The sequence below is a fragment of the Streptomyces sp. 11-1-2 genome (genome assembly GCF_003595545.1).
Lineage (GTDB): Bacteria > Actinomycetota > Actinomycetes > Streptomycetales > Streptomycetaceae > Streptomyces > Streptomyces hygroscopicus_B.
Window position 1 is genome coordinate 1,042,505 of record NZ_CP022545.1, and the last position, 22,107, is coordinate 1,064,611.

Here is a 22,107-nt window from a genome sequence, read left to right on the forward strand (position 1 = left end):
TCAGGCGTCTCCGAGTTCTCTGTCGATGACGTCGAAGAGCTCGTCCACCGATGCGCTTTCCAGGTCGTCGTCGTTGGCGACGTCGTCCCGTACGGCGCTCCCGCCGCCGCTGACGGGTTCGCTCAGCTTGGCCAGCACCGACTGGAGCCGGACGATCGCCTTCGTCCGGGCGATGTCGTCCTGCTCCATGGCCGAGAGGACGGATTCGAGCCGGTCGATCTCGGCGGGCAACGACTTCTCCGGGGCGGCCTCGTCCTCGACCAGCTCACCCTTGAGATGGCGGGCCAGCGCCGACGGCGATCCGTAGTCGAACAGGGCCGTCGGCCGCAGCCGCAGCCCGGTGGCCGCGTTCAGCCGGTTGCGCAGCTCCACGGCGGTCAGCGAATCAAGGCCCATGTCGAAGAAGCCACGCTCACCGTCGATGCCCTCGTGCGTGGCGTATCCGAGGACGGCCGCCGTCTGCGTACGCACCAGGTCGAGCAGGGCGGGTTCGCGCTCCGCCGCCGAGAGCTCCGCGAGGGTCGTGGCGAGCGCCGGCCGGTGTGTGTCGGCGGTCTGCCCGTCCAAGGTGGCCTCGGCGGCCTGCCGTACCGCCCTGACCTCGGCGATGTCGCCGAAGAGGAGACCGAGCCGGGTGCCGTCGACACCGGCTGTGAACCGCGGCCAGTCGATGTCCGTGATGACCGGGCAGGTGTCGGACTGGTTGACGGCCCGCGCCATCGCTGTGACGGCCAGCTCGGGTTCCATCGCGGGAAGGCCGAACCGCTCCATACGGCCGCTGACGGCCGCGTCCTGGGCGGCCATGCCACCGTCGGCCCACGGCCCCCAGGCCACGGAGGTGGCGGGCAGGCCCTCGCCCCGGCGGTGTTCGGCGAGCGCGTCCAGGAAGGCGTTCGCCGCCGCGTAGTTGCCCTGTCCGGCTCCGCCCACCGTCGCGGAGAACGAGGAGAACAGCACAAACGCCGAAAGGTCCAGCTCACGCGTCAGCTCATGCAGATGCCACGCCGCCTCCGACTTCGCCCGCAACACACCCTCGAACCGATCCACCGACAACCCATCCAGCACACCGTCATCCAGCACACCCGCCGTATGCACCACCGCTGTCAGCGGGAACTCCTCGGGCACCCGGGCCAACACTCCGGCCAGCGCCTGCCGGTCGCCCACATCACACGCCGCGACCGTCACCCGAGCGCCCAACTCCGCTAGCTGCGCCCGCAACTTGTCCACACCTTCAGCCGCCGGACCACGCCGCGAGAGCAGCAGCAGGTGCTCCGCACCGGCCCGCGCCAGCCACCGCGCCACATGGGCGCCCAGCGCGCCCGTACCACCGGTCACCAGCACCGTCCCCGACGGCGTCCACACCTCCCCGCCCTGCGCACCCACCGCGGCACGAACCACACGGCGGGCGAACACACCCGACGCCCGCACCGCCAGCTCATCCTCACCGGTGGCACCGCTGATGGCGGCGGTCAGACGCTCCAGAGCCCGGCCGTCCAGCGTCTGCGGCAAGTCGACAAGGCCGCCCCATCGCTCCGGGGCCTCCAGCCCGGCGACCCGGCCCAGACCCCACACCGCCGCCTGCTCCACACTCGACGGACTCTCCGCACCGCCTGTCGCCACCGCACCCCGCGTCACACACCACACACGGCCACCCACACCCGCGTCCCCGATCCCCTGCAGCAGGGACAACGTCAACGCCAGGCCCAGCGGCACCGCGGCATACCGGTCATGCCGCCCCTCCGCCAGCGCCAGCAGCGACAACACCCCCGTGACATCGGCGGCCCGGTCCGCACCCAGAGCCTCGCGCAACCGCGCCGCCACCGCCTCACGGCCGGCGTCCGCATCCTCCAGCTCGACGACCACGGGCAGCGCGCCCCGCGCGGCCAAGCCGGCCACGCAGTCCGCGACCCATGCGTCGCCGGCCAGCCCAGCGGGCACCGCCACCAGCCAGGATCCCGTCAGCGCACCCGCCGCCTCCGAGACCGGCGACCATGCGATCCGGTAGCGCCACGCGTCGACCTGCGACCGCTCACGGCTACGACGCCGCCACGACGACAGGACCGGCAGCACCGCCGCGAGCGACTCACCCGCATCGGCCTCGTTCTCGACGGCCAGCGTGCCCGCGAGCGCCGACAGGTCCTCGCGTTCCACCGCGTCCCAGAAGTCGGCGTCGGCGGACTCGCGGGCGTCTGCCGTGCCGTGATGGGCTCCCGGCGCCGCCGCTGTCTCAACCCAGTAGCGCTTGCGTTGGAAGGCATACGTCGGCAGCTCCACGCGCCGCGCCGGCCGTCCGGCGGTGGCCGCGAGCACGGCCATCCAGTCCACCGGCACACCCCGTACATGGGCCACGGCGGCGAGCGTCAGCGCGGTCTCGACCTCGCCGCGGCCGGAGCGTGCGGCCGGTAGGAAGACGGCGACGTCAGCGGTCTCATCGGGCAGGCACTGCTCGCCCATCGTGGACAGGACCTCGTCCGGGCCGAGCTCCAGGAAGGTGGTGACTCCCGCGTCCGCCAGACTCCGCACCCCGCCCGCGAACCGCACAGCCTCACGGACGTGCCGCACCCAGTACTCCGCCGAGCACAACGCCTCGGCATCCGCGACCGCACCCGTCACATTCGACACGACCGGAATACGCGGAGACGCATACGACAACCCCTCCGCCACCTGCCGGAACTCGGCCAGCATCGGCTCCATCAACGGCGAGTGGAACGCATGCGAAACACGCAGCCGCTTCGTCTTGACACCCTGAACCTCAAGGTGCCCAGCGACCTCCATCACCGCCTCCCCGACACCGGAGATCACCGTCGAACGCGGACCGTTGACCGCCGCCACACCCACCTCAGCCTCACGACCCGCCAACAACGGCAACACATCCACCTCAGCAGCCTGCACCGACACCATCACCCCACCCGACGGCAACCCCTGCATCAACCGCCCACGAGCCCCCACCAACACACACGCATCCCCCAGCGACAACACACCCGCCACATGCGCAGCAACCAACTCACCAATCGAATGCCCCGCCACAAAATCCGGCCGCACACCCCACGACTCCACCAACCGGAACAACCCCACCTCCACCGCAAACAACCCACACTGCGCAAACACCGTCTCATCCAACCCCGACACATCCCCGAACACGACCTCCCGCAGCGGGCGCTCCAACACCCCGTCGAACCGCGCACACACCTCGTCAAACGCGTCCGCGAACACCGGGAACGCCTCATACAACTCCCGCCCCATCCCGACCCGCTGACTACCCTGACCCGAGAACACGACCGCCGACTTCCCCGGCACCACCGAACCCCGCACCACACCCGCCACCGGTACGCCATCCACCAGCGCGCCCAGCCCAGCCGCAAACCCCTCACGGTGACCGGCCAGCACCACCGCCCGGTGCTCGAACATCGACCGTGTCGTGGCCAACGACAGCGCCACATCGGCCACAGGCGCCTCCGCCCCGGCCTGACTCCGCGCGTACGGCAGCAACCGCTCCGCCTGTGCCCGCAGCGCGTCCTCGGACTTCGCCGACACCACCCACGGCACCAGCGCCGACTCCTCGGGCCCTTCGGTCACCGGCTCGGCGACGGGCGTCTCCTCGGGGGCGTGTTCGAGGATGACGTGTGCGTTGGTGCCGCTGATACCGAAGGACGACACACCCGCACGTCGCGGACGGCCCGTCTCCGGCCACACCACCGCATCCGTCAACAACTCCACCGCACCCGCCGACCACTCCACATGCGGCGACGGCTCATCGACATGCAGCGTTTTCGGCAGTACGCCGTGCCGCATCGCCAGCACCATCTTCATCACACCAGCCACACCAGCAGCCGCCTGCGTATGACCGATGTTCGACTTCACCGCACCCAACCACAGCGGCCGACCCTCCGCCGCACGCTCCTGGCCATACGTCGCCAACAACGCCTGCGCCTCGATCGGATCACCCAGCCTCGTACCCGTACCGTGCCCCTCCACGGCATCGACTTGCCCGGCCGTGAGCCCGGCATTGCCCAGCGCCTGACGGATCACCCGCTGCTGCGACGGACCATTCGGCGCCGACAGCCCATTACTCGCGCCATCCTGATTGACGGCCGAACCACGCACCACCGCCAGCACCCGATGGCCATTGCGCCGCGCATCCGACAGCCGCTCCAGCAACAGCATCCCGACGCCCTCGGCCCAGCCGGTGCCGTCCGCGGCCCCCGCGAAGGGCTTGCAGCGGCCGTCCGGGGCCAGTCCGCGCTGACGGCTGAACTCCACGAACGCGACCGGGCTGGCCATGACCGTCGCGCCGCCCGCGAGGGCCAGCGAGCACTCGCCCTGCCGCAGCGCTTGTGCGGCCCAGTGCAGCGCCACCAGGGACGACGAGCAGGCGGTGTCCACGGTCACCGCGGGTCCCTCGAAGCCGAAGGTGTAGGAGATACGCCCTGAGGCGACACTCCCGGCGTTGCCCGTCATGAGGTAACCCTCGGTGGCCTCGCCGGCCTGCTGCACCGCATCGGTGTAGTCGTGGTAGGTCAGCCCGCAGAACACGCCGGTCTGGCTGCCGCGTACCGACGCCGGGTCGATACCGGCCCGCTCCAGCGCCTCCCACGACGTCTCCAGCAGCAACCGCTGCTGCGGATCCATCGCCAACGCCTCACGCGGCGAAATACCGAAGAACTCCGGCTCGAAATCACCCGCGTCATACAGGAAACCGCCCTCACGCGCATACGCCGTGCCCCTGTGATCGGGATCCGGGTGATACAGGCCCTCCAGGTCCCAGCCACGATCGTCGGGCAGCCCCGAGATCGCGTCCCCACCGCTGATGAGCAGTTGCCACAGCTCTTCGGGCGTACGCACACCGCCCGGGAAGCGGCAGCCCATCCCGACGATGGCGATCGGCTCGTCGTCGGTCGCGGCCCTGCGGACCGACGACGTGTCCTGGGCCGGGTCGAGAGCCGGGGTGTCGTCATCGGCCGGTTCGGAGCCCATTACCTCGCTGAAGATGTGGCGGGCTACCGCGGTCGGTGTCGGATAGTCGAAGACCAGCGTGGCCGGAAGCCGGAGACCGGTGGCGGCGTTGAGGCGGTTGCGCAGCTCGACCGCGGTGAGCGAGTCGAAGCCGATGTCGCTGAACGCACGGTCGGGAGCGATCGCGTCCGATTCCGTATGGCCGAGGACGGATCCCGCGTGATCGGTCACCAGCTCAAGCAGGACGTCCTCCCGCTCGGTCCGTGCCAGACCCGTGAGACGCCGTACGAGGGCGGTGGCGCCGCCCTGGTCGTCGGCGGCGGCGTCGATCACCCGCCGGGCCGGGGCGCCGATGAGGTGGCGCAGCAGAGCGGGTGTGGTGCCGGGCCGGGCGTGTGCGCGGAGCACCGCGACGTCCATACGGGTCGGCACCAGCAGCGGGTCACCGGTCGTGTGTGCCGCGTCGAAGAGGGCCAGCCCCTCGTCGGCAGGCAGGGGGGTCATCCCGAACCGGGTCATCCGGGCCATGTCGACGTCGCCCAGGTGGCCGGTCATATCGCTGCGTTCGGCCCAGAAACCCCAGGCCAACGACACCCCCGCAAGCCCACGCGCCCGACGCCGCGCCGCCAGACCATCCAGGAACATGTTCGCCGCCGCATAGTTCCCCTGCCCCGCCGCACCAAAAGTCGCAGCAGCCGACGAGAACACCACAAACACCGACAGATCCAGACCCCGCGTCAACTCATCCAAATACACCGCCGCATCAACCTTCGGCCGCAACACCACATCAATACGCTCCGGCGTCAACGACTCCACCACACCGTCATCCAGCACACCGGCCGCATGCACCACACCACGCAACGGACGATCCACCGGAATACGCCCCAACACCCCCGCCAACGCCCCACGATCCGCCACATCACACGCCTCGAACACCACACGCGCACCCAATTCGGCAAGCTCGGCCTCCAACTCCGCCGCACCCACCGCCTCACGACCACGACGCGATACCAACACCACACTCCGCACCCCATGACGGACAACCACATGACGCGCCACCAAACCACCCAGCACACCACTGGCACCCGTAATCAGCACCGAACCATCGACATCCCACACCACCCCCCGCTGAGGCACCACAGGTACCAGAGCCCGGACCAGCCTCGGGGCATGCATACCACCGCCACGCACGGCAAGCTGAGGCTCTCCGGACGCCACCGCGGCACCGATCACCTCGGCAGCCCACTCCACGCTCTCCAAATCCACCAGAACGAATCGGTCCGGATGCTCAGCCTGCGCCGAACGCACCAAACCCCACACCGCGGCAGCCGCCACATCCGGCACACCCTCACCCGACACAGCAGCCACCGCACCCCGCGTCACCACCACCAACCGCGAACCAGCAAACCGCTCCTCAGCCAACCATGCCTGGAGCGCGTCCAGCGCGCGATGCGTCGCCTGGTGTGTCACGGACACGAGGTCCTCTTCCGCTGTGGCGGAGTCGGTTGCCGAGGCGGTGAGGAAGGGCAGGAGGACGAGGTCGGGCTCGGCCGTGGCCGATGCGTCAGGCAGGAGCAGGGCGCCCATGTCGTCGTACTCGTCGATCCGGCCACCGCTGGATTCGAGCGCGGCGCGCAGTTCGGCACCGTCAGGGCCGACGATCGACCAGTGGGCCCGGTCCGGCTCGACGCCGGAGGAGCCTGCCGGGACACTCATCCACTCCACCCGGAACAGCGACTCATGGGGCATCCGGCCCCCGGTGAGCTGCTCGGTTGTGAAGCTGCGGGTCATCACCGCGTCCACGTCGGCCACCGCGTGGCCCGATTCGTCCGCCAGCAGGATCGCCACGCCGTCGGGCCGTTCCGTGGAGAGCCGTACGCGCAGGGTCGTCGCGCCGGTGGCGTACAGGGACACCCCGGTCCACCGGTACGGGAGCCGGACGCGGCCGCCGTCGTCGGCCGCCAGGTCGGCCGTGGCGTGCAGAGCCGCGTCGAGCAGCACCGGATGCAGACCAAAGCGATCGGCGTCCGAGCGTGCGTCCTCCGCCAACGCCACCTCGGCGAAGATCTCCCCACCGCGACGCCACGCATGGCGCAGGGCGCGGAAAGCGGGACCGTGCTCCAAGCCGCTGAGCGCGGCCACGCTCGAGTACGGGTCGGCGAGTTCGATCGGCTCGGCGTCCGCCGGTGGCCACAGGTCGAGCCCGGTCTCCGCCGGCGCCGTGGGCCGCTCCGTGGTCAGCGCACCGGTGGCATGGTGCGTCCACGGCAGGTCGGCGGGCCCGTCCTCGAAGCGCGAGTAGAGGTTCACGGTGCGTCGCCCGGAGTCGTCCGGGCCCCCGACCGTGAGCTGCAGTTGGACCGCACCGCTCGAGGGAAGAGCGAGGGCCGTTTCCTGCGTCAGCTCCTCCAGGTGGCCGCAGCCGACCGCGTCGCCGGCCCGCAGCGCCAACTCGACCAAGGCGGATCCGGGAAGCAGCGCGGTGCCATGAATGGTGTGGTCGGCCAGCCAGGGGTGTGACCGGAGGGAGAGTCGACCGGTGAACAGATACCCGCCGGACTCGGGCAGCGCGACCGCCGCGCCGAGCAGGGGATGGTCGGCGGAGACCAGTCCGGCCGACGACACATCACCCGCCACGGCTGAGGGCTCGACCCAGTAGCGCTGGTGCTGGAAGGCGTACGTCGGCACATCGACGCGCCTGGCCGTCGTTCCGGCGAACACCCCCGCCCAGTCGACGGGGGCGCCGCCGACATACGCCTCGGCAAGGGAGGTGGCGAACCGGTCGGGACCGCCATCGTCACGGCGCAGCGAACCGACGGCAGTGACGCGGGTGCCGTGATCCTCGGCCGTCTGCTCCACTCCCATCGTCAGGACAGGATGGGCGCTGGCCTCGATGAACACCTGGAAGCCGTCGGCCAGCAGGCCACGGACGGTCTCGTCGAAGCGCACCGTCTGACGCAGATTCCGGTACCAGTACCCGGCATCCAGCGCGGTCGTATCGAGCACGCCACCGGTCACCGTCGAGTAGAAGGGAACCGACGACGACCGCGGGCTGATCCCCGCGAGCTCCCGCAACAACTCGCCCTCGATAGCCTCGACATGGGCACAGTGCGACGCGTAGTCCACAGGGATGCGACGCGCCCGGATCTCCCCGCCCTCGCACACCGCCAGCAGCTCGTCCAACGCGTCGGCATCGCCGGAGACGACGACCGCCGAGGGCCCGTTCACCGCCGCCACCGACAACCGCTCACCCCACGCCACCAGGCGCTCCCGTACCGCCTCCAGGGGCAACGACACCGACACCATGCCGCCACGCCCTGACAACGCCCGCAGCGCCTTGCTCCGCAACGCCACTACGCGCGCGGCGTCCTCCAGCGACAACGCACCCGCCACACACGCCGCCGCGATCTCACCCTGCGAATGACCGATAACGGCCGCAGGCTCCACACCGTACGAACGCCACAACTCAGCCAACGACACCATCACCGCCCACAACACCGGCTGCACCACATCCACCCGCTCCAACGCCTCCGCAGCACCCTCCCCACCCCGCAACACATCCACCAACGACCAGTCCACAAACGGCGCCAACGCCGCCCCACACTCACCCACCCGCTCCGCGAACACCGGCGAAGACTCCAACAACCCCGCCGCCATCCCCACCCACTGCGACCCCTGACCAGGGAAGACCAACACCGCACGACCATCAGTACCGGCCACGCCCCGGATCAGCCCCGCGGCGTCCCGGTCCTCCGCCAGTGCCGCCAGACCACCGACCAGACCGTCCCGGTCCCCGGCGAGCACCACCGCACGATGCTCGAACGCACTACGCGTCGCCGCCAACGACAGCCCGATGTCCTCGGCCGAGAGCTCCGCCCGCTCGCGCACATGGGCCAGCAACCGGTCCGCCTGCGTCCGCAGCGCGGCCTCGGACTTGCCCGACACCAGCCAGGGGGTGACGGGTATCCGCCCGGCACCGCCGACGGGCTCGTCCACGGCGGGCCGCTCGGGCTCCGGCCGCGGCGGAGGTGCCTGCTCGATGATGACGTGTGCGTTGGTACCGCTGACGCCGAAGGAGGACACGCCCGCCCGCCGCGGCCGACCGGTCTCGGGCCACGACGTGGCCTCGGTCAGCAGCTGGACGGTGCCGGGCGACCAGTCCACGTACGGGCTGGGCTCGGCCACGTTCGGCATCCCGGGCAGCAGTCCGTGCCGCATGGCCAGCACCATCTTGATCAGACCCGCCGCACCGGCGGCCGCCTGGGTGTGCCCGATGTTGGACTTGATCGAGCCGAGCCACAGGGGCTGGTCGTCGGTGTGTTCACGGCCGTATGTGGCCAGCAGCGCCTGCGCCTCGATCGGGTCGCCCAGCTTCGTTCCCGTTCCGTGTGCCTCCACGACGTCGACTTGTCCGGCCGCGAGCCCGGCGTTGGCCAGGGCCTGGCGGATCACCCGCTGTTGGGACGGCCCGTTGGGCGCGGTGAGCCCGTTGCTGGCACCGTCCTGGTTGACGGCGGAGCCGCGTACCACCGCCAGCACCTGATGGCCGTTGCGCCGCGCGTCCGACAGCCGCTCCAGCAGCAGCATGCCCACACCCTCGCCCCAGGCCGTGCCGTCCGCTGCCGCCGCGAACGGCTTGCACCGGCCATCCGGCGCGAGGCCCCGCTGGCGGCTGAACTCCACGAAGCCACGCGGTGACACCATCACCGAGACGCCACCGGCGAGCGCGAGCGAGCACTCGCCCTGCCGCAGTGCCTGTGCCGCCAGGTGCAGCGCCACCAGCGACGACGAACAGGCGGTGTCCACCGTGACCGCCGGGCCCTCGAGGCCGAAGGTGTAGGAGATGCGGCCGGAGACGACGCTGGCCGCATTGCCGGTGGCCACATAGCCCTCGGTGGTCTCCGGGGCCCGGTCGAGCAGGGACACGTACTCCTGCCCGTTGGTGCCCATGAACACGCCGGTGCGGCTGCCGCGCACCGCTTCGGGGTCGATTCCGGCCCGTTCCCACAGCTCCCACGAGGTTTCCAGCAGCAGTCGCTGCTGGGGGTCCATGGCCAGCGCCTCGCGCGGCGAGATGCCGAAGAAGTGCGCGTCGAAGCCGCTCACCTCGGAGAGGAACGCACCCTCGCGTACGTAGCTCTTTCCGATCGCGTCCGGGTCCGTGTCGTACAGCCCCTCAAGGTCCCAGCCACGGTCCGTGGGGAAGGCCGAGACGGCGTCCTCTCCGGCGGCCAGCAACCGCCACAGGTCTTCGGCGGAGCGTACGTCGCCGGGGAAGCGGCAGCTCATCGAGACGATCGCGATCGGCTCGTCCGTCGCGATGGACGCGGTCGTGGCCACGTCCGCGGTCGTGTTGTCCGTCTGCTCGCGGCTGCCGAGCAGTTCGCTGAGCAGATATCCGGCCAGCGCGGTCGGCGTGGGGTAGTCGAAGACCAGGGTGGCCGGGAGCTGCACGCCCGTGGCCTCGCTGAGCTGGTTGCGCAGGCCCACCGCGGTCAGGGAGTCGAAGCCGATCTCCATGAAGGCGCGGCCGGGCCCGATGGCGTCCACACCGCTGTGACCGAGTACGGCGGCCACATGGGCACGCACGAGCTCCAGCAGGGTTCGCTGCCGTTCGGCCTCGGAGAGTGTCGCCAGACGCCGGACGAGTGCCGAGGACCCCTCGGTGTGCGCGGTGTCGGTGTCGCCGGGCCGGGTGGTCACGGTCAGCTCCCGGACTTCCGGGACTGCGCTGAGCAGCCGGGACAGCCGCCGGGCCTCGAAGGTGTCGGCGAAACGCTTCCAGTCGGCGTCGACGACGGCGACAGCGGCGTCCGCGTGGCTGACGGCGCGCTCCAGCGCCGCCAGGGCCAGCCGCGGATCCATCGCGGTCATGCCATGGCGGCGGATGGTACGGCTGACTTCGGTGCTGCTGACGGCCATGCCGTTGTCGGCCCAGGGCCCCCATGCCACCGAGGTGGCGGGCAGGCCCTCGGCCCGACGCTGATCGGCGAGCGCGTCCAGAACCGCGTTCGCCGCCGCATAGTTCGCCTGCCCCGCCGCACCCACCGTCCCCGAGAACGAGGAGAACAGCACAAACGCCGAAAGATCCAGCTCACGCGTCAGCTCATGCAGATGCCACGCCGCCTCCGACTTCGCCCGCAACACACCCTCGAACCGCCCCACCGACAACCCATCCAGCACACCGTCATCCAGCACACCCGCCGCATGCACCACCGCCGTCAACGGGAACTCCTCCGGCACTCCGCCCAACACCCCACCCAACGCCTCACGGTCACCCACATCACACGCCACAACCGTCACCCGAGCACCCAACCCGCGCAGCTCGGCACACAGCCCATCCACACCCTCAGCCCCAGGACCACGGCGCGAGACCAGCAACAGATGCTCCGCACCCGCACCCGCCAGCCACCGCGCCACATGCGCACCCAACGCACCCGTACCACCGGTCACCAGCACCGTCCCCGACGGCTTCCAGCCCTCGACGTCCGGTCCGCCGGCCGACGCCCGGACGATACGGCGCGCGAACGCCCCGGAGCCGCGCACCGCGACCTCGCTCTCGCCCGTACGACCGCTCACCACATCCACCAGGCGATCCGCCACCCGCGTGTCCCACGTCTCGGGGAGATCGAGCAGACCGCCCCACCGCTCGGGCACCTCCAGCCCGGCGACCCGGCCCAGGCCCCATACCGCCGCCTGCTCCACCTCGCGCACGCCCTCGGAACCAGCGACAGCGACCGCGCCGCGCGTCACACACCACAGCGGAGCGGCCACGCCCACATCGCCCACGGCCTGCACCAGCGACAGCGTCCATGCCACGCCCAGGGGCACCGCCCGGTACTGCCCGTGTCGGCCCTCGGCCAGCGCCAGCAGGGACAACACCCCTGCGACATCGGCCATTTCGGGTCCGGCCAGGGCCGCGCGCAGCCGCGCCGCCACCACCTCACGGTCGGCCTCATCGGGCTCCAGCTCGACCACCACCGGCCGCGCACCACGCCCGGTGAGGGCGTCCGCACATGCCGACACCCATGGGTCGGCGGCCATACCGGCGGGGACCGCCACCAGCCACGGACCCGTCACCGTCCCCGACCCGTCGGACACCGGCGACCACGACACGCGGTAGCGCCACCTGTCCACGGTGGCGCGCTCACGTCCACGGCGACGCCACGACGACAGCACCGGCAACACCGCCGCCAGCGATTCACCGGCGCCGTTCTCGTCAGTGACCGCCAGCGTGTCCGTGAGCGCGGGCAGATCCTCACGCTCCACCGCATCCCAGAAGTCGGCGTCCACCGCGTCCGTGGGTCCAGCCTCCGCCGTGGTGACGGACGACTCCAGCCAGAAGTGCTCCCGCTGGAAGGGGTACGTGGGCAGATCGACGTGGCGTACGGGGGTCGGCGCGAGCAACGCCGTCCAGTCCACGGAACGACCCCGCACATGGATCTGGGCCAGCCCCTCCATGACCGAGGCTGTCTCGTCCCAGCCGCTGCGGAGAACAGGAGCGAATACGGCGTCCGGCACGCACTCCTGACCCATCCCGGAGAGGACGCCGTCGGGGCCCAACTCCAGGTAGGTGACGACTCCTTGCCCGGCCAGGCACTCCACGCCGTCCGCGAAGCGCACGGTCTCGCGGACGTGCCGCACCCAGTACTCCGCCGAGCACAACGCCTCGGCATCCGCGACCGCGCCCGTCACATTCGACACGACCGGAATACGCGGAGACGCATACGACAACCCCTCCGCCACCTGCCGGAACTCGGCCAGCATCGGCTCCATCAACGGCGAGTGGAACGCATGCGAAACACGCAGCCGCTTCGTCTTCACCCCGCGAGCCTCCAAGAGCCCGGCGACCTCAGACACCGCCTCCCCGGCACCAGAGATCACCGTCGAACGCGGACCGTTGACCGCCGCCACACTCACCTCAGCCTCACGACCCGCCAGCAACGGCAACACATCGGCTTCGGCGGCCTGCACCGACACCATCACCCCACCCGACGGCAACCCCTGCATCAACCGCCCACGAGCCCCCACCAACACACACGCATCCCCCAGCGACAACACACCCGCCACATGCGCAGCAACCAACTCACCAATCGAATGCCCCGCCACAAAATCCGGCCGCACACCCCACGACTCCACCAACCGGAACAACCCCACCTCCACCGCAAACAACCCACACTGCGCAAACACCGTCTCATCCAACCCCGACACATCCCCGAACACGACCTCCCGCAGCGGGCGCTCCAACACCCCGTCGAACCGCGCACACACCTCGTCAAACGCGTCCGCGAACACCGGGAACGCCTCATACAACTCCCGCCCCATTCCGACCCGCTGACTACCCTGACCCGAGAACAACACCGCGAGCTTCCCCGGCACCACCGAACCCCGCACCACACCCGCCACCGGTACGCCATCCACCAACGCGCCCAGCCCAGCCGCGAACCCCGCACCGTCACCCGCCAGCACCACCGCCCGCTCATCGAGGGCCGCCCGAGTCGTGACCAGCGACAACGCCACATCGGCCATCGACGCCTCGGCCCCGGCCTCACCCCGGGCGTACGGCAGCAACCGCTCCGCCTGTGCCCGCAGCGCGCCCTCGGACTTCGCCGACACCACCCACGGCATCAGGCCCGACGGCTGCTCCGGCGCCTCGTCCGAGCCGTCACCATCCTCCTCGGAGAGGGCGGCCTGCTCCAGGATGACGTGTGCGTTGGTGCCGCTGATGCCGAACGACGACACACCCGCACGCCACGGACGATCCGTCTCCGGCCACACCACCGCATCCGTCAACAACTCCACCGCACCCGCCGACCACTCCACATGCGGCGACGGCTCATCAACATGCAACGTCCTCGGCAACACACCATGCCGCATCGCCAACACCATCTTCATCACACCCGCCACACCAGCAGCCGCCTGCGTATGACCGATGTTCGACTTCACCGACCCCAGCCACAACGGCCGGTCCCGGTCCGCCCGCTCCTGTCCGTATGTCGCGAGCAGGGCCTGCGCCTCGATGGGATCGCCCAGCTTCGTTCCCGTACCGTGCGCCTCGACCGCATCCACCTCGGCCGCCGACAAGCGAGCGCTCTCCAACGCCGCCCGGATCACCCGCTGCTGCGAGGGTCCGTTCGGCGCCGTCAAACCGTTCGACGCACCGTCCTGGTTCACCGCGCTGCCCCGCACCACGGCCAGCACCCGGTGCCCGTTCCGCCGTGCGTCGGACAGCCGCTCCAGCAGCAGCACACCGACGCCCTCCGCAAGCCCCATTCCGTCCGCGGCCCCCGCGAACGCCTTGCAGCGGCCGTCGAGCGCCAGGCCCCGCTGGCGGCTGAAGCCGATGAGGGCACCGGGGTTCGGCATGACGGCGACGCCACCGGCGAGCGCCAGCGAGCACTCCCCGTTCCGCAGCGCCTGTGCCGCCAGGTGCAGCGCCACCAGCGACGATGAACACGCGGTGTCCACCGTCACCGCGGGGCCCTCGAAGCCGAAGGCGTACGCGACGCGTCCGGACACGACGCTGGCCGCGCTTCCGGTCATGAGGTGGCCTTCGGAGCCCTCGGGCGCCTCATGCACTCGGGGCCCGTACTCCTGGTAGTTGGAGCCGATGAAGACGCCGGTGCGGCTGCCGCGCAGCGCGAGCGCGGGCACACCGGCGCGTTCGAAGGCTTCCCACGAGGTTTCCAGCAGCAGCCGCTGCTGCGGATCCATCGCCAGCGCCTCGCGCGGCGAGATCCCGAAGAACGCCGGATCGAAGTCACCCGCGCCGTAGAGGAAGCCGCCTTCGCGCACATAGGTCTTGCCGGGTGCGTCCGGGTCCGGGTCGTATATGCCCTCGATGTCCCACCCACGGTCGGTGGGCAGCCCGCCGATCGCGTCGCCGCCGGACACGATCAGCTGCCACAGCTCCTCGGGCGAGGACACCCCGCCCGGGTAGCGGCAGCTCATCGCGACGATGGCGATGGGGTCGTCGTCGGAGTCCACGGACGCCGCGCGGGTCGCCGCCGCACCTGCCGCCGGCCGCGGGAGGAGGGGGCCGTCCGCCTCGCCGTCGTCGGCCGTCGCCCCGAGCAGCTCGGTGAGGATGTGCTCGCTCAATACGGCGGTGCTGGGGTAGTCGAAGGCCAGCGTGGCGGACAGGCGCAGCCCGGTGGCCGCGTTCAGCCGATTGCGCAGCTCGACGGCTGTCAGCGAGTCGAAGCCAAGGTCCTTGAAGGCACGCTCGGAATCCACCGCGTCCGAGGTGGCGTGTCCCAGGACGGTCACCACCTGCGCACGCACCAGCTCCAGGACGGTGTGCTCACGCTCGGTGGGGGTCAGCCCGGTCAGCCGCTGGCGCAGGCCCGAGGAGGCGTCGGCCGAGGCGTCCCCGACCGCCCCTGCACCGTCGGCGCCCTCCTGGATGCGTCGCATCGCGGGAAGCTCGTCCAGCAGTGGGCTGGGGCGGGCTGAGGTGAAGACCGGGATGAAGCTGTCCCAGTCGATGTCGGCGATCGCCAGGTGGGTCTGGTCGTGGTCGAGTGTCTGCCGCAGGGCGGCGACGCCGAGCGCCGGGTCCATGAACCGCAGTCCACGCCGCCGCAACTGATCCAGGTCCAGGGCCTCGGGCATGTTGTCACCGGTGGCGTCCCACACCCCCCAGGCCACCGAGGTGGCCCGCAGGCCGTTCGCCCGCCGTCGCTCGGCGAGCGCGTCCAGGTAGGCGTTGGCGGCGGCGTACGCGCCGTGGTCGCCCACGCCCCACAGCCCGGAAACCGAGGAGAACAGCACGAACGCGTCCAGCGGGCTGTCGCCCAGCAGCTCGTCGAGATGGACCGCGCCCGCCACCTTCGCGTCCATGACCTGGGCGAACTCCGCCGAAGTCGTCGCGCCAAGCCCCGCCAGGTCGATATAGGCGGCGGCGTGGATGACGGCGGTCAGCGGCCGGTCGTCGGGTACGGACGCGAGGACGCGTTGAAGCGCGGCGCGGTTCGCCACATCGCAGGCGGCGACGGTGACCAGCGTGCCCTGTTCGGCCAGTTCGGCGACCAGGTCTTCGGCGCCGGGGGCCGCGAGCCCGCGGCGGCTCGTCAGCACCAGGTGTTCGGCGCCGTTGTGCGCGAGCCACCTGGCCAGATGGCTGCCGAGGGCACCGGTGCCACCGGTGATGAGGACCGTGCCACGAGGCTTCCAGGCGCGCCGCGGTGGGGTGTTCCCCAGGGGTGCGGGCTCGAGTCGCCGCAGCATCACCCCCGAGCCGCGGATCGCCACCTGGTCCTCGGGGCCGCCATCCGCGAGCACTCCGGCGAGCCGGGTCCCGGCCCGGGCGTCCATGGTCCGCGGAAGGTCGATCAGCCCACCCCAGCTGTCCGGGTACTCCACTCCGGCCACCCGCCCCAGGCCCCACACCGCCGCCTGGGCGGGGCTGGTGAGCGGGTCGGAGCTGCCGATCGACACCGCGCCCTGAGTGGCGCACCACAGCGGCGCCCGAACGCCGAGGTCGTCGAGGGCCTGGATCAGGGCGAGGGTCAGGGTCAGGCCGGTGCCGGCCACGGGATGGTCGGGGTACGGGCGCTCGTCCAGCGGTAGCAGTGACAGCACCCCGGACAGCGTGTCCAGCGGGTGGTCGGCGGTGGCGGCGCGCAGCCGCTCGGCCACCGTGGCGCGGTGTGCGTCGTCTTCACCCAGTTCGACGAGGACGACATCGGCGCCGTGTGCCGCGAGCGCCTCGCGGGAGGCTGTGACCAGCGGGTCGCCGGCACGGGAGCTCGGGACCAGCAGCAGCCACGGCCCCGGGAGCGAGGGGGACGGGGTGCCGTTCATGGGGCGCCAGATCACGCGGTAGCGCCACTCGTCCACGGTCGATTCGGAGCGCCGCTGCCGGCGCCACTGTGCGAGAGCGGGCAGGACGGTGCCCAACGAGGCGTGCTGCTCGGTGGATTCGACCTGGAGGGTGGCGGCCAGCGCCTCGGCGTCCTCGCGCTCCACGGCCTGCCAGAAGTCGGCGTCCGCCCCGTCCTCGGCCGGTGTGCTGTCGGCGGGGCGCGCAGTGGCGGTGAGCCAGTACCGCTGGTGCTGGAAGGCGTAGGTGGGCAGTTCGACGGGGTGCGCACCGGTCCCGGCGAAGACCGTCCGCCAGTCGACGGCGATGCCGCCGACGTGGGCCTCGGCCAGGGAGGTCAGGAACCGCTCCAGGCCGCCTTCGTCACGGCGCAACGAGCCGATGGCCGCCACGGGGGTGCCGTGGTCGTCGGCGGTCTGCTCGATGCCCACGGTCAGCACGGGATGCGCGCTGGCCTCCACGAACGTCTGGAAGCCCTCGCCGAGGAGCACCTGTACGGTCTCGTCGAAACGCACGGTCTGGCGCAGGTTGCGGTACCAGTACCCGGCGTCCAGCTCCGTGGTGTCCAGTACACCGCCGGTCACCGTCGAGTAGAACGGCACCGAGGAGGGTCGCGGGGCGATCCCGGCGAGAGTGCGCCGGATCTCCTCTTCGAGGCTCTCGACGTGGGCGGAGTGGGAGGCGTAGTCCACGGGGATGCGGCGTGCCCGGACCCCCTCCGCCTCGCACGCCGTCAGCAGCTCGTCCAACGCGTCGGCGTCGCCGGAGACCACGACCGCCGAGGGCCCGTTCACCGCCGCCACCGACAGCCGCTCACCCCACGTCGCGAGCCGCTCCCGCAACGCCTCCACGGGCAGCGAGACCGACACCATGCCCCCGCGCCCGGACAGCGCCCGGATCGCCTGGCTGCGCAGCGCCACCACCTTCGCGGCATCCTCCAGCGACAACGCACCCGCCACGCACGAGGCCGCGATCTCACCCTGGGAGTGGCCGATGACAGCAGCAGGCTCCACACCGTACGAACGCCACAGCTCCGCAAGCGACACCATCACCGCCCACAACACGGGCTGCACCACATCCACCCGCTCCAACGCGGCCGCATCGCCGAGCACATCCGCCAACGACCAGTCCACGAACGGCGCCAACGCCGCCGCACACTCACCGATCCGCTCCGCGAACACCGGCGAGGACTCCAGCAACCCAGCCGCCATCCCCACCCACTGCGACCCCTGACCAGGGAAGACGAAGGCGACTCCGGAGCTGCGCCTGGCGACGCCTTCGACCAGCCCGGAGGCGCCTCGGCCCGCGAGGTGATCGGCCAGGATCCGTACCGCCTCCGCACGGTCCGGGGCCAGTACGACCGCGCGGTGCTCGAAGGCGGTCCGGGTGGTGGCGAGGGACAGTCCGATGTCCCCGCCCACGACCTCCGGGTGCCGCTCCACGTGCTCCAGCAGCCGCCCGGCCTGGGCACGCAGCCCCGCCTCGGACTTGCTCGCCAGCGGCCAGGGGACGAGCGGCAGCGCCGTCCGGGCCGCCTCCGTCCCCTCCGTCTCCCCCGCCATTTCGGAGCCGGAGGTGACGTCGGCGGGGTCATGGGTGGCGGACGGCCGTGGTGGCGCCTGCTCGATGATGGCGTGGGCGTTGGTGCCGCTGATGCCGAACGAGGACACTCCGGCCCGGCGCGGTCCATCGCTCTCGGGCCACGCGGCGGCCTCGGTGAGGAGCTCGACCGCACCCGTCGACCAGTCCACATGCGGCGACGGCTCGTCGATGTGCAAGGTGCGGGGCAGCGTGCCCTGCTCCATCGCCAACACCATCTTCATCACACCGGCCACGCCGGCGGCAGCCTGGGTATGGCCGATGTTGGACTTGACCGACCCCAGACGCAGCGGACGATCCGCGGTGCGCTCGCGGCCATAGGTGGCCAGCAGCGCCTGCGCCTCGATCGGATCGCCCAGCTTCGTGCCTGTCCCGTGCGCCTCTACGGCGTCGACCTGCCCGGCCGTGAGCCCGGCGTTGGCCAGCGCCTGGCGGATCACCCGCTGCTGGGACGGGCCGTTGGGGGCGGACAGCGCACTGCTCGCACCGTCCTGGTTGGTCGCCGAGCCCCGGACGACGGCCAGCACGGGATGCCCGTTGCGTTGTGCGTCGGAGAGCCGCTCCAGGAACAGCATGCCCGCGCCCTCGGCGGCCCCGAAACCGTCGGCCGCCGCCGCGAAGGGCTTGCACCGGCCGTCGGCCGCCAGGCCCCGCTGACGGCTGAACCCGATGAAGGTGCCGGGGGTGGCCATGACGGTGACACCACCGGCCAGGGCGAGCGAGCACTCCCCCTGGCGCAGGGCCTGTACGGCCAGGTGCAGGGCGACCAGCGACGAGGAACACGCGGTGTCCACCGTGACGGCCGGGCCCTCCAGACCCAGGGTGTAGGCCACGCGCCCGGACACGACGCTGATGGCACTGCCGGTCACCAGGTGACCCTCGACACCACCGTCGGTGGCCTCGTGCACCCGCGGCCCGTAGTCGGGGGCCACGGCCCCTACGAAGACTCCGGACCGACTGCCCCTGAGTGAGCCCGGGTCGATGCCCGCCCGTTCGATGGCTTCCCACGAGGTCTCCAGCAGCAGCCGCTGCTGCGGATCCATCGCCAGCGCCTCACGAGGTGAGATCCCGAAGAAGTCGGCGTCGAAGTCGCCGACGTCGTGCAGGAATCCGCCCTCGCGCGCATAGGAGGTGCCCGGCCGGTCGGGGTCCGCGTCGTAGAGCGAGTCGAGGTCCCAGCCACGGTCCTCGGGGAACGCCGTGATGGCGTCCTCGGCCCCGCTCAGCAGCCGCCAGAACTCCTCGGGAGAACGCACCCCGCCGGGGAAGCGGCAGCTCATCCCGACGATCGCGATCGGCTCGCGGGCCGCGGCCTCCACATCCCGCAGACGCTGCCGCGTCTGGTGCAGATCAGCCGTCACCCGCCGGAGCCGGCCGGTCACCATCGCGGGGGTGGCGTCGTCGTCCGCCGTGTCCGTCCCGGGCAACGCGGCTTCCAGTCCGTCGAGTTCGGCGGCCGTGCCCGACGGGTCGTCCGCCGCCACGGGGGCGATCTCCGCATCCAGGTGTGCGGCCAGCGCGGCGGGGGTCGGGTAGTCGAAGATGAGGGTCGCGGGCAACCGCAGCCCGGTGGCCGAGTTCAGCCTGTTGCGCAGCTCGACCGCGGTGAGCGAGTCGAAGCCCAGCTCCAGGAAGCCGCGATCGGTGACCACCGCCGACGCCGTCCCGTGGCCGAGGACCGTGGCGGCGTGTTCCTGGACCAGGCGCAGCAGCGTCCGCTGCCGCTCCCCCTGGCCGAGCCCGGCCAGCCGCCGCACCAGCGGCGCCTCCTGCGAACCAGGCTCTTCCTGGGCCGAGGCGCGCCGGGACAGGACAGGCCGTCGTACGAGCCCGGTCAGCAACGGCGGCACGGGCGTGGTATTGGCGGTGGCTGCCAAGTGGCCGAGGTCGAGCCGCGCGGGCACCACCACGCCCTCGGCCAGCCGCCCGGCCGTGTCGAACAGCCGCAGCCCCTCCTCGGAGGAGAACGGCACCAGTCCGCCCCGCGTCATACGAGAGAGGTCCGCCTGGCCGAGGTGTCCGGTCATCCCGGTGCGCTCGGCCCACAGGCCCCAGGCGAGCGACACCCCGGGCAAGCCCATCGCCCGGCGCCGCTGCGCCAGTCCGTCCAGGAACGTATTGGCCGCGGCGTAGTTGGCCTGTCCCGCGGACCCCAGGACACCGGCGGCCGAGGAGAACAGGGCGAACATGGCCACATCGAAACGGCGCGTCAACTCATGCAGATGCCACGCCCCATCGACCTTGGCCCGCAGCACCGCATCCAGCCGCTCCGGTGTCAGCGAGGCCACCGTGCCGTCGTCCAGAAGACCCGCGGCATGGACCACACCGGTCAGGCCATGTCCATCGGGCAGCCCCGCCAGCAGATCCGCCAATGCCGCGCGATCGGCGACATCGCAAGCGGCAACCGTGACCGAGACCCCCTGGGTCGTCAGCTCCGTCTCGAGCGCTGCCATGCTCTCGGCCGCGCGGCCACGGCGACTGACCAGCAGCAGCCTGCGTATGCCGTGCTCGGCCACCAGATGCCGGGCGACCAGTCCGCCCAGGACGCCTCCGGCGCCGGTGATCAGTACCGTCCCCTCCGGGTCCAGCGCGGCCGGAACGCTCAGTACCAGCTTGCCCACATGGCGCGCCTGGCTCATGAACCGGAACGCCTCGGGAGCCCTGCGCACATCCCACACCCGGGTAGGCAGCGGCTCCAGGTCACCTCGCTCGAACAGGGCCACGATCTCGGCGAGCATCTCCCCGATGCGTTCGGGGCCCGCCTCCGCCAGGTCGAACGCCCGGTACATCACGCCCGGATGCGCCGCCGCCACCTCGCCAGTCGACCGCACATCCGTCTTGCCCATCTCGATGAAGCGCCCGCCCTCGCCCAGCAGCCGCAGCGACGCGTCGACAAACTCACCGGCCAGGGAATCCAGAACGACATCCACACCACGACCGGCCGAGGCGGTCTTGAACCGCTCCTCGAACTCCAGCGTCCGCGACGAGGCGATATGCGCCTCGTCCAGTCCGAGACCGCGCAGGACATCCCACTTGGCCTCACTCGCGGTCGCGAACACCTCCACGCCCCAGGCCCGCGCCAACTGCACCGCCGCGATCCCCACACCACCGGCAGCCGAATGGACCAGCAGCGACTCACCACGCCGCACGCCCGCCAGCTCCCGCAACGCATACAAAGCCGTCACAGACACGACCGGGACGGAGGCGGCCTCGGTGAAGGACCAGCCCTCCGGAATCCGCACCAGAGTGCGGTGATCCACCACGGCCAACGGCCCGAAACCGCCCTCCCACAGCCCCATCACCCGGTCGCCGACGGCGAGGGAGGTCACACCGGGACCGGTGGCCACGACCACACCGGCGCCCTCGCCACCCATCAGAGCCTCACCCGGATACATGCCGAGAGAGATCAGGACATCGCGGAAGTTCAGGCCCGTGGCCCGCACCGCGACCCGCACCTCGTGCTCGCCAAGCTCCCGGGTGGCGTCCGTAGCCGTGGCCAGCGCCAGCCCCTCCAGCGTGCCCGCCCCGGACGCCTCCAGCCGCCACGCCTCCGTGTCGACCGGTGGGATCAGCACAGCCGTCGTGGCGCCAGGGGCCAGACGCGGCACCAGCACCTCGGCGGCGCGCACCGCGAGCTGCGGCTCCCCGATCGACACCGCCTGGTGCACCATCGCGAGCGATTCCTCGCCGCCGTCCACATCCAGTAGGACGAACCGGTCCGGATGCTCCGC

Annotated in this window: 1 protein-coding gene (running past one end of the window); it reads right to left on the bottom strand. The window is 71.3% G+C overall.

The annotated features are described in order from the left end of the window. On the bottom strand, window positions 1-22,107 hold the 3' portion of the coding sequence (locus CGL27_RS51475) for a type I polyketide synthase (protein WP_119984712.1). The gene runs 15,573 nt beyond the window's last position; only the last 22,107 of its 37,680 coding nucleotides appear in the window; its start codon lies off the right edge, out of view; the stop codon is at window positions 1-3.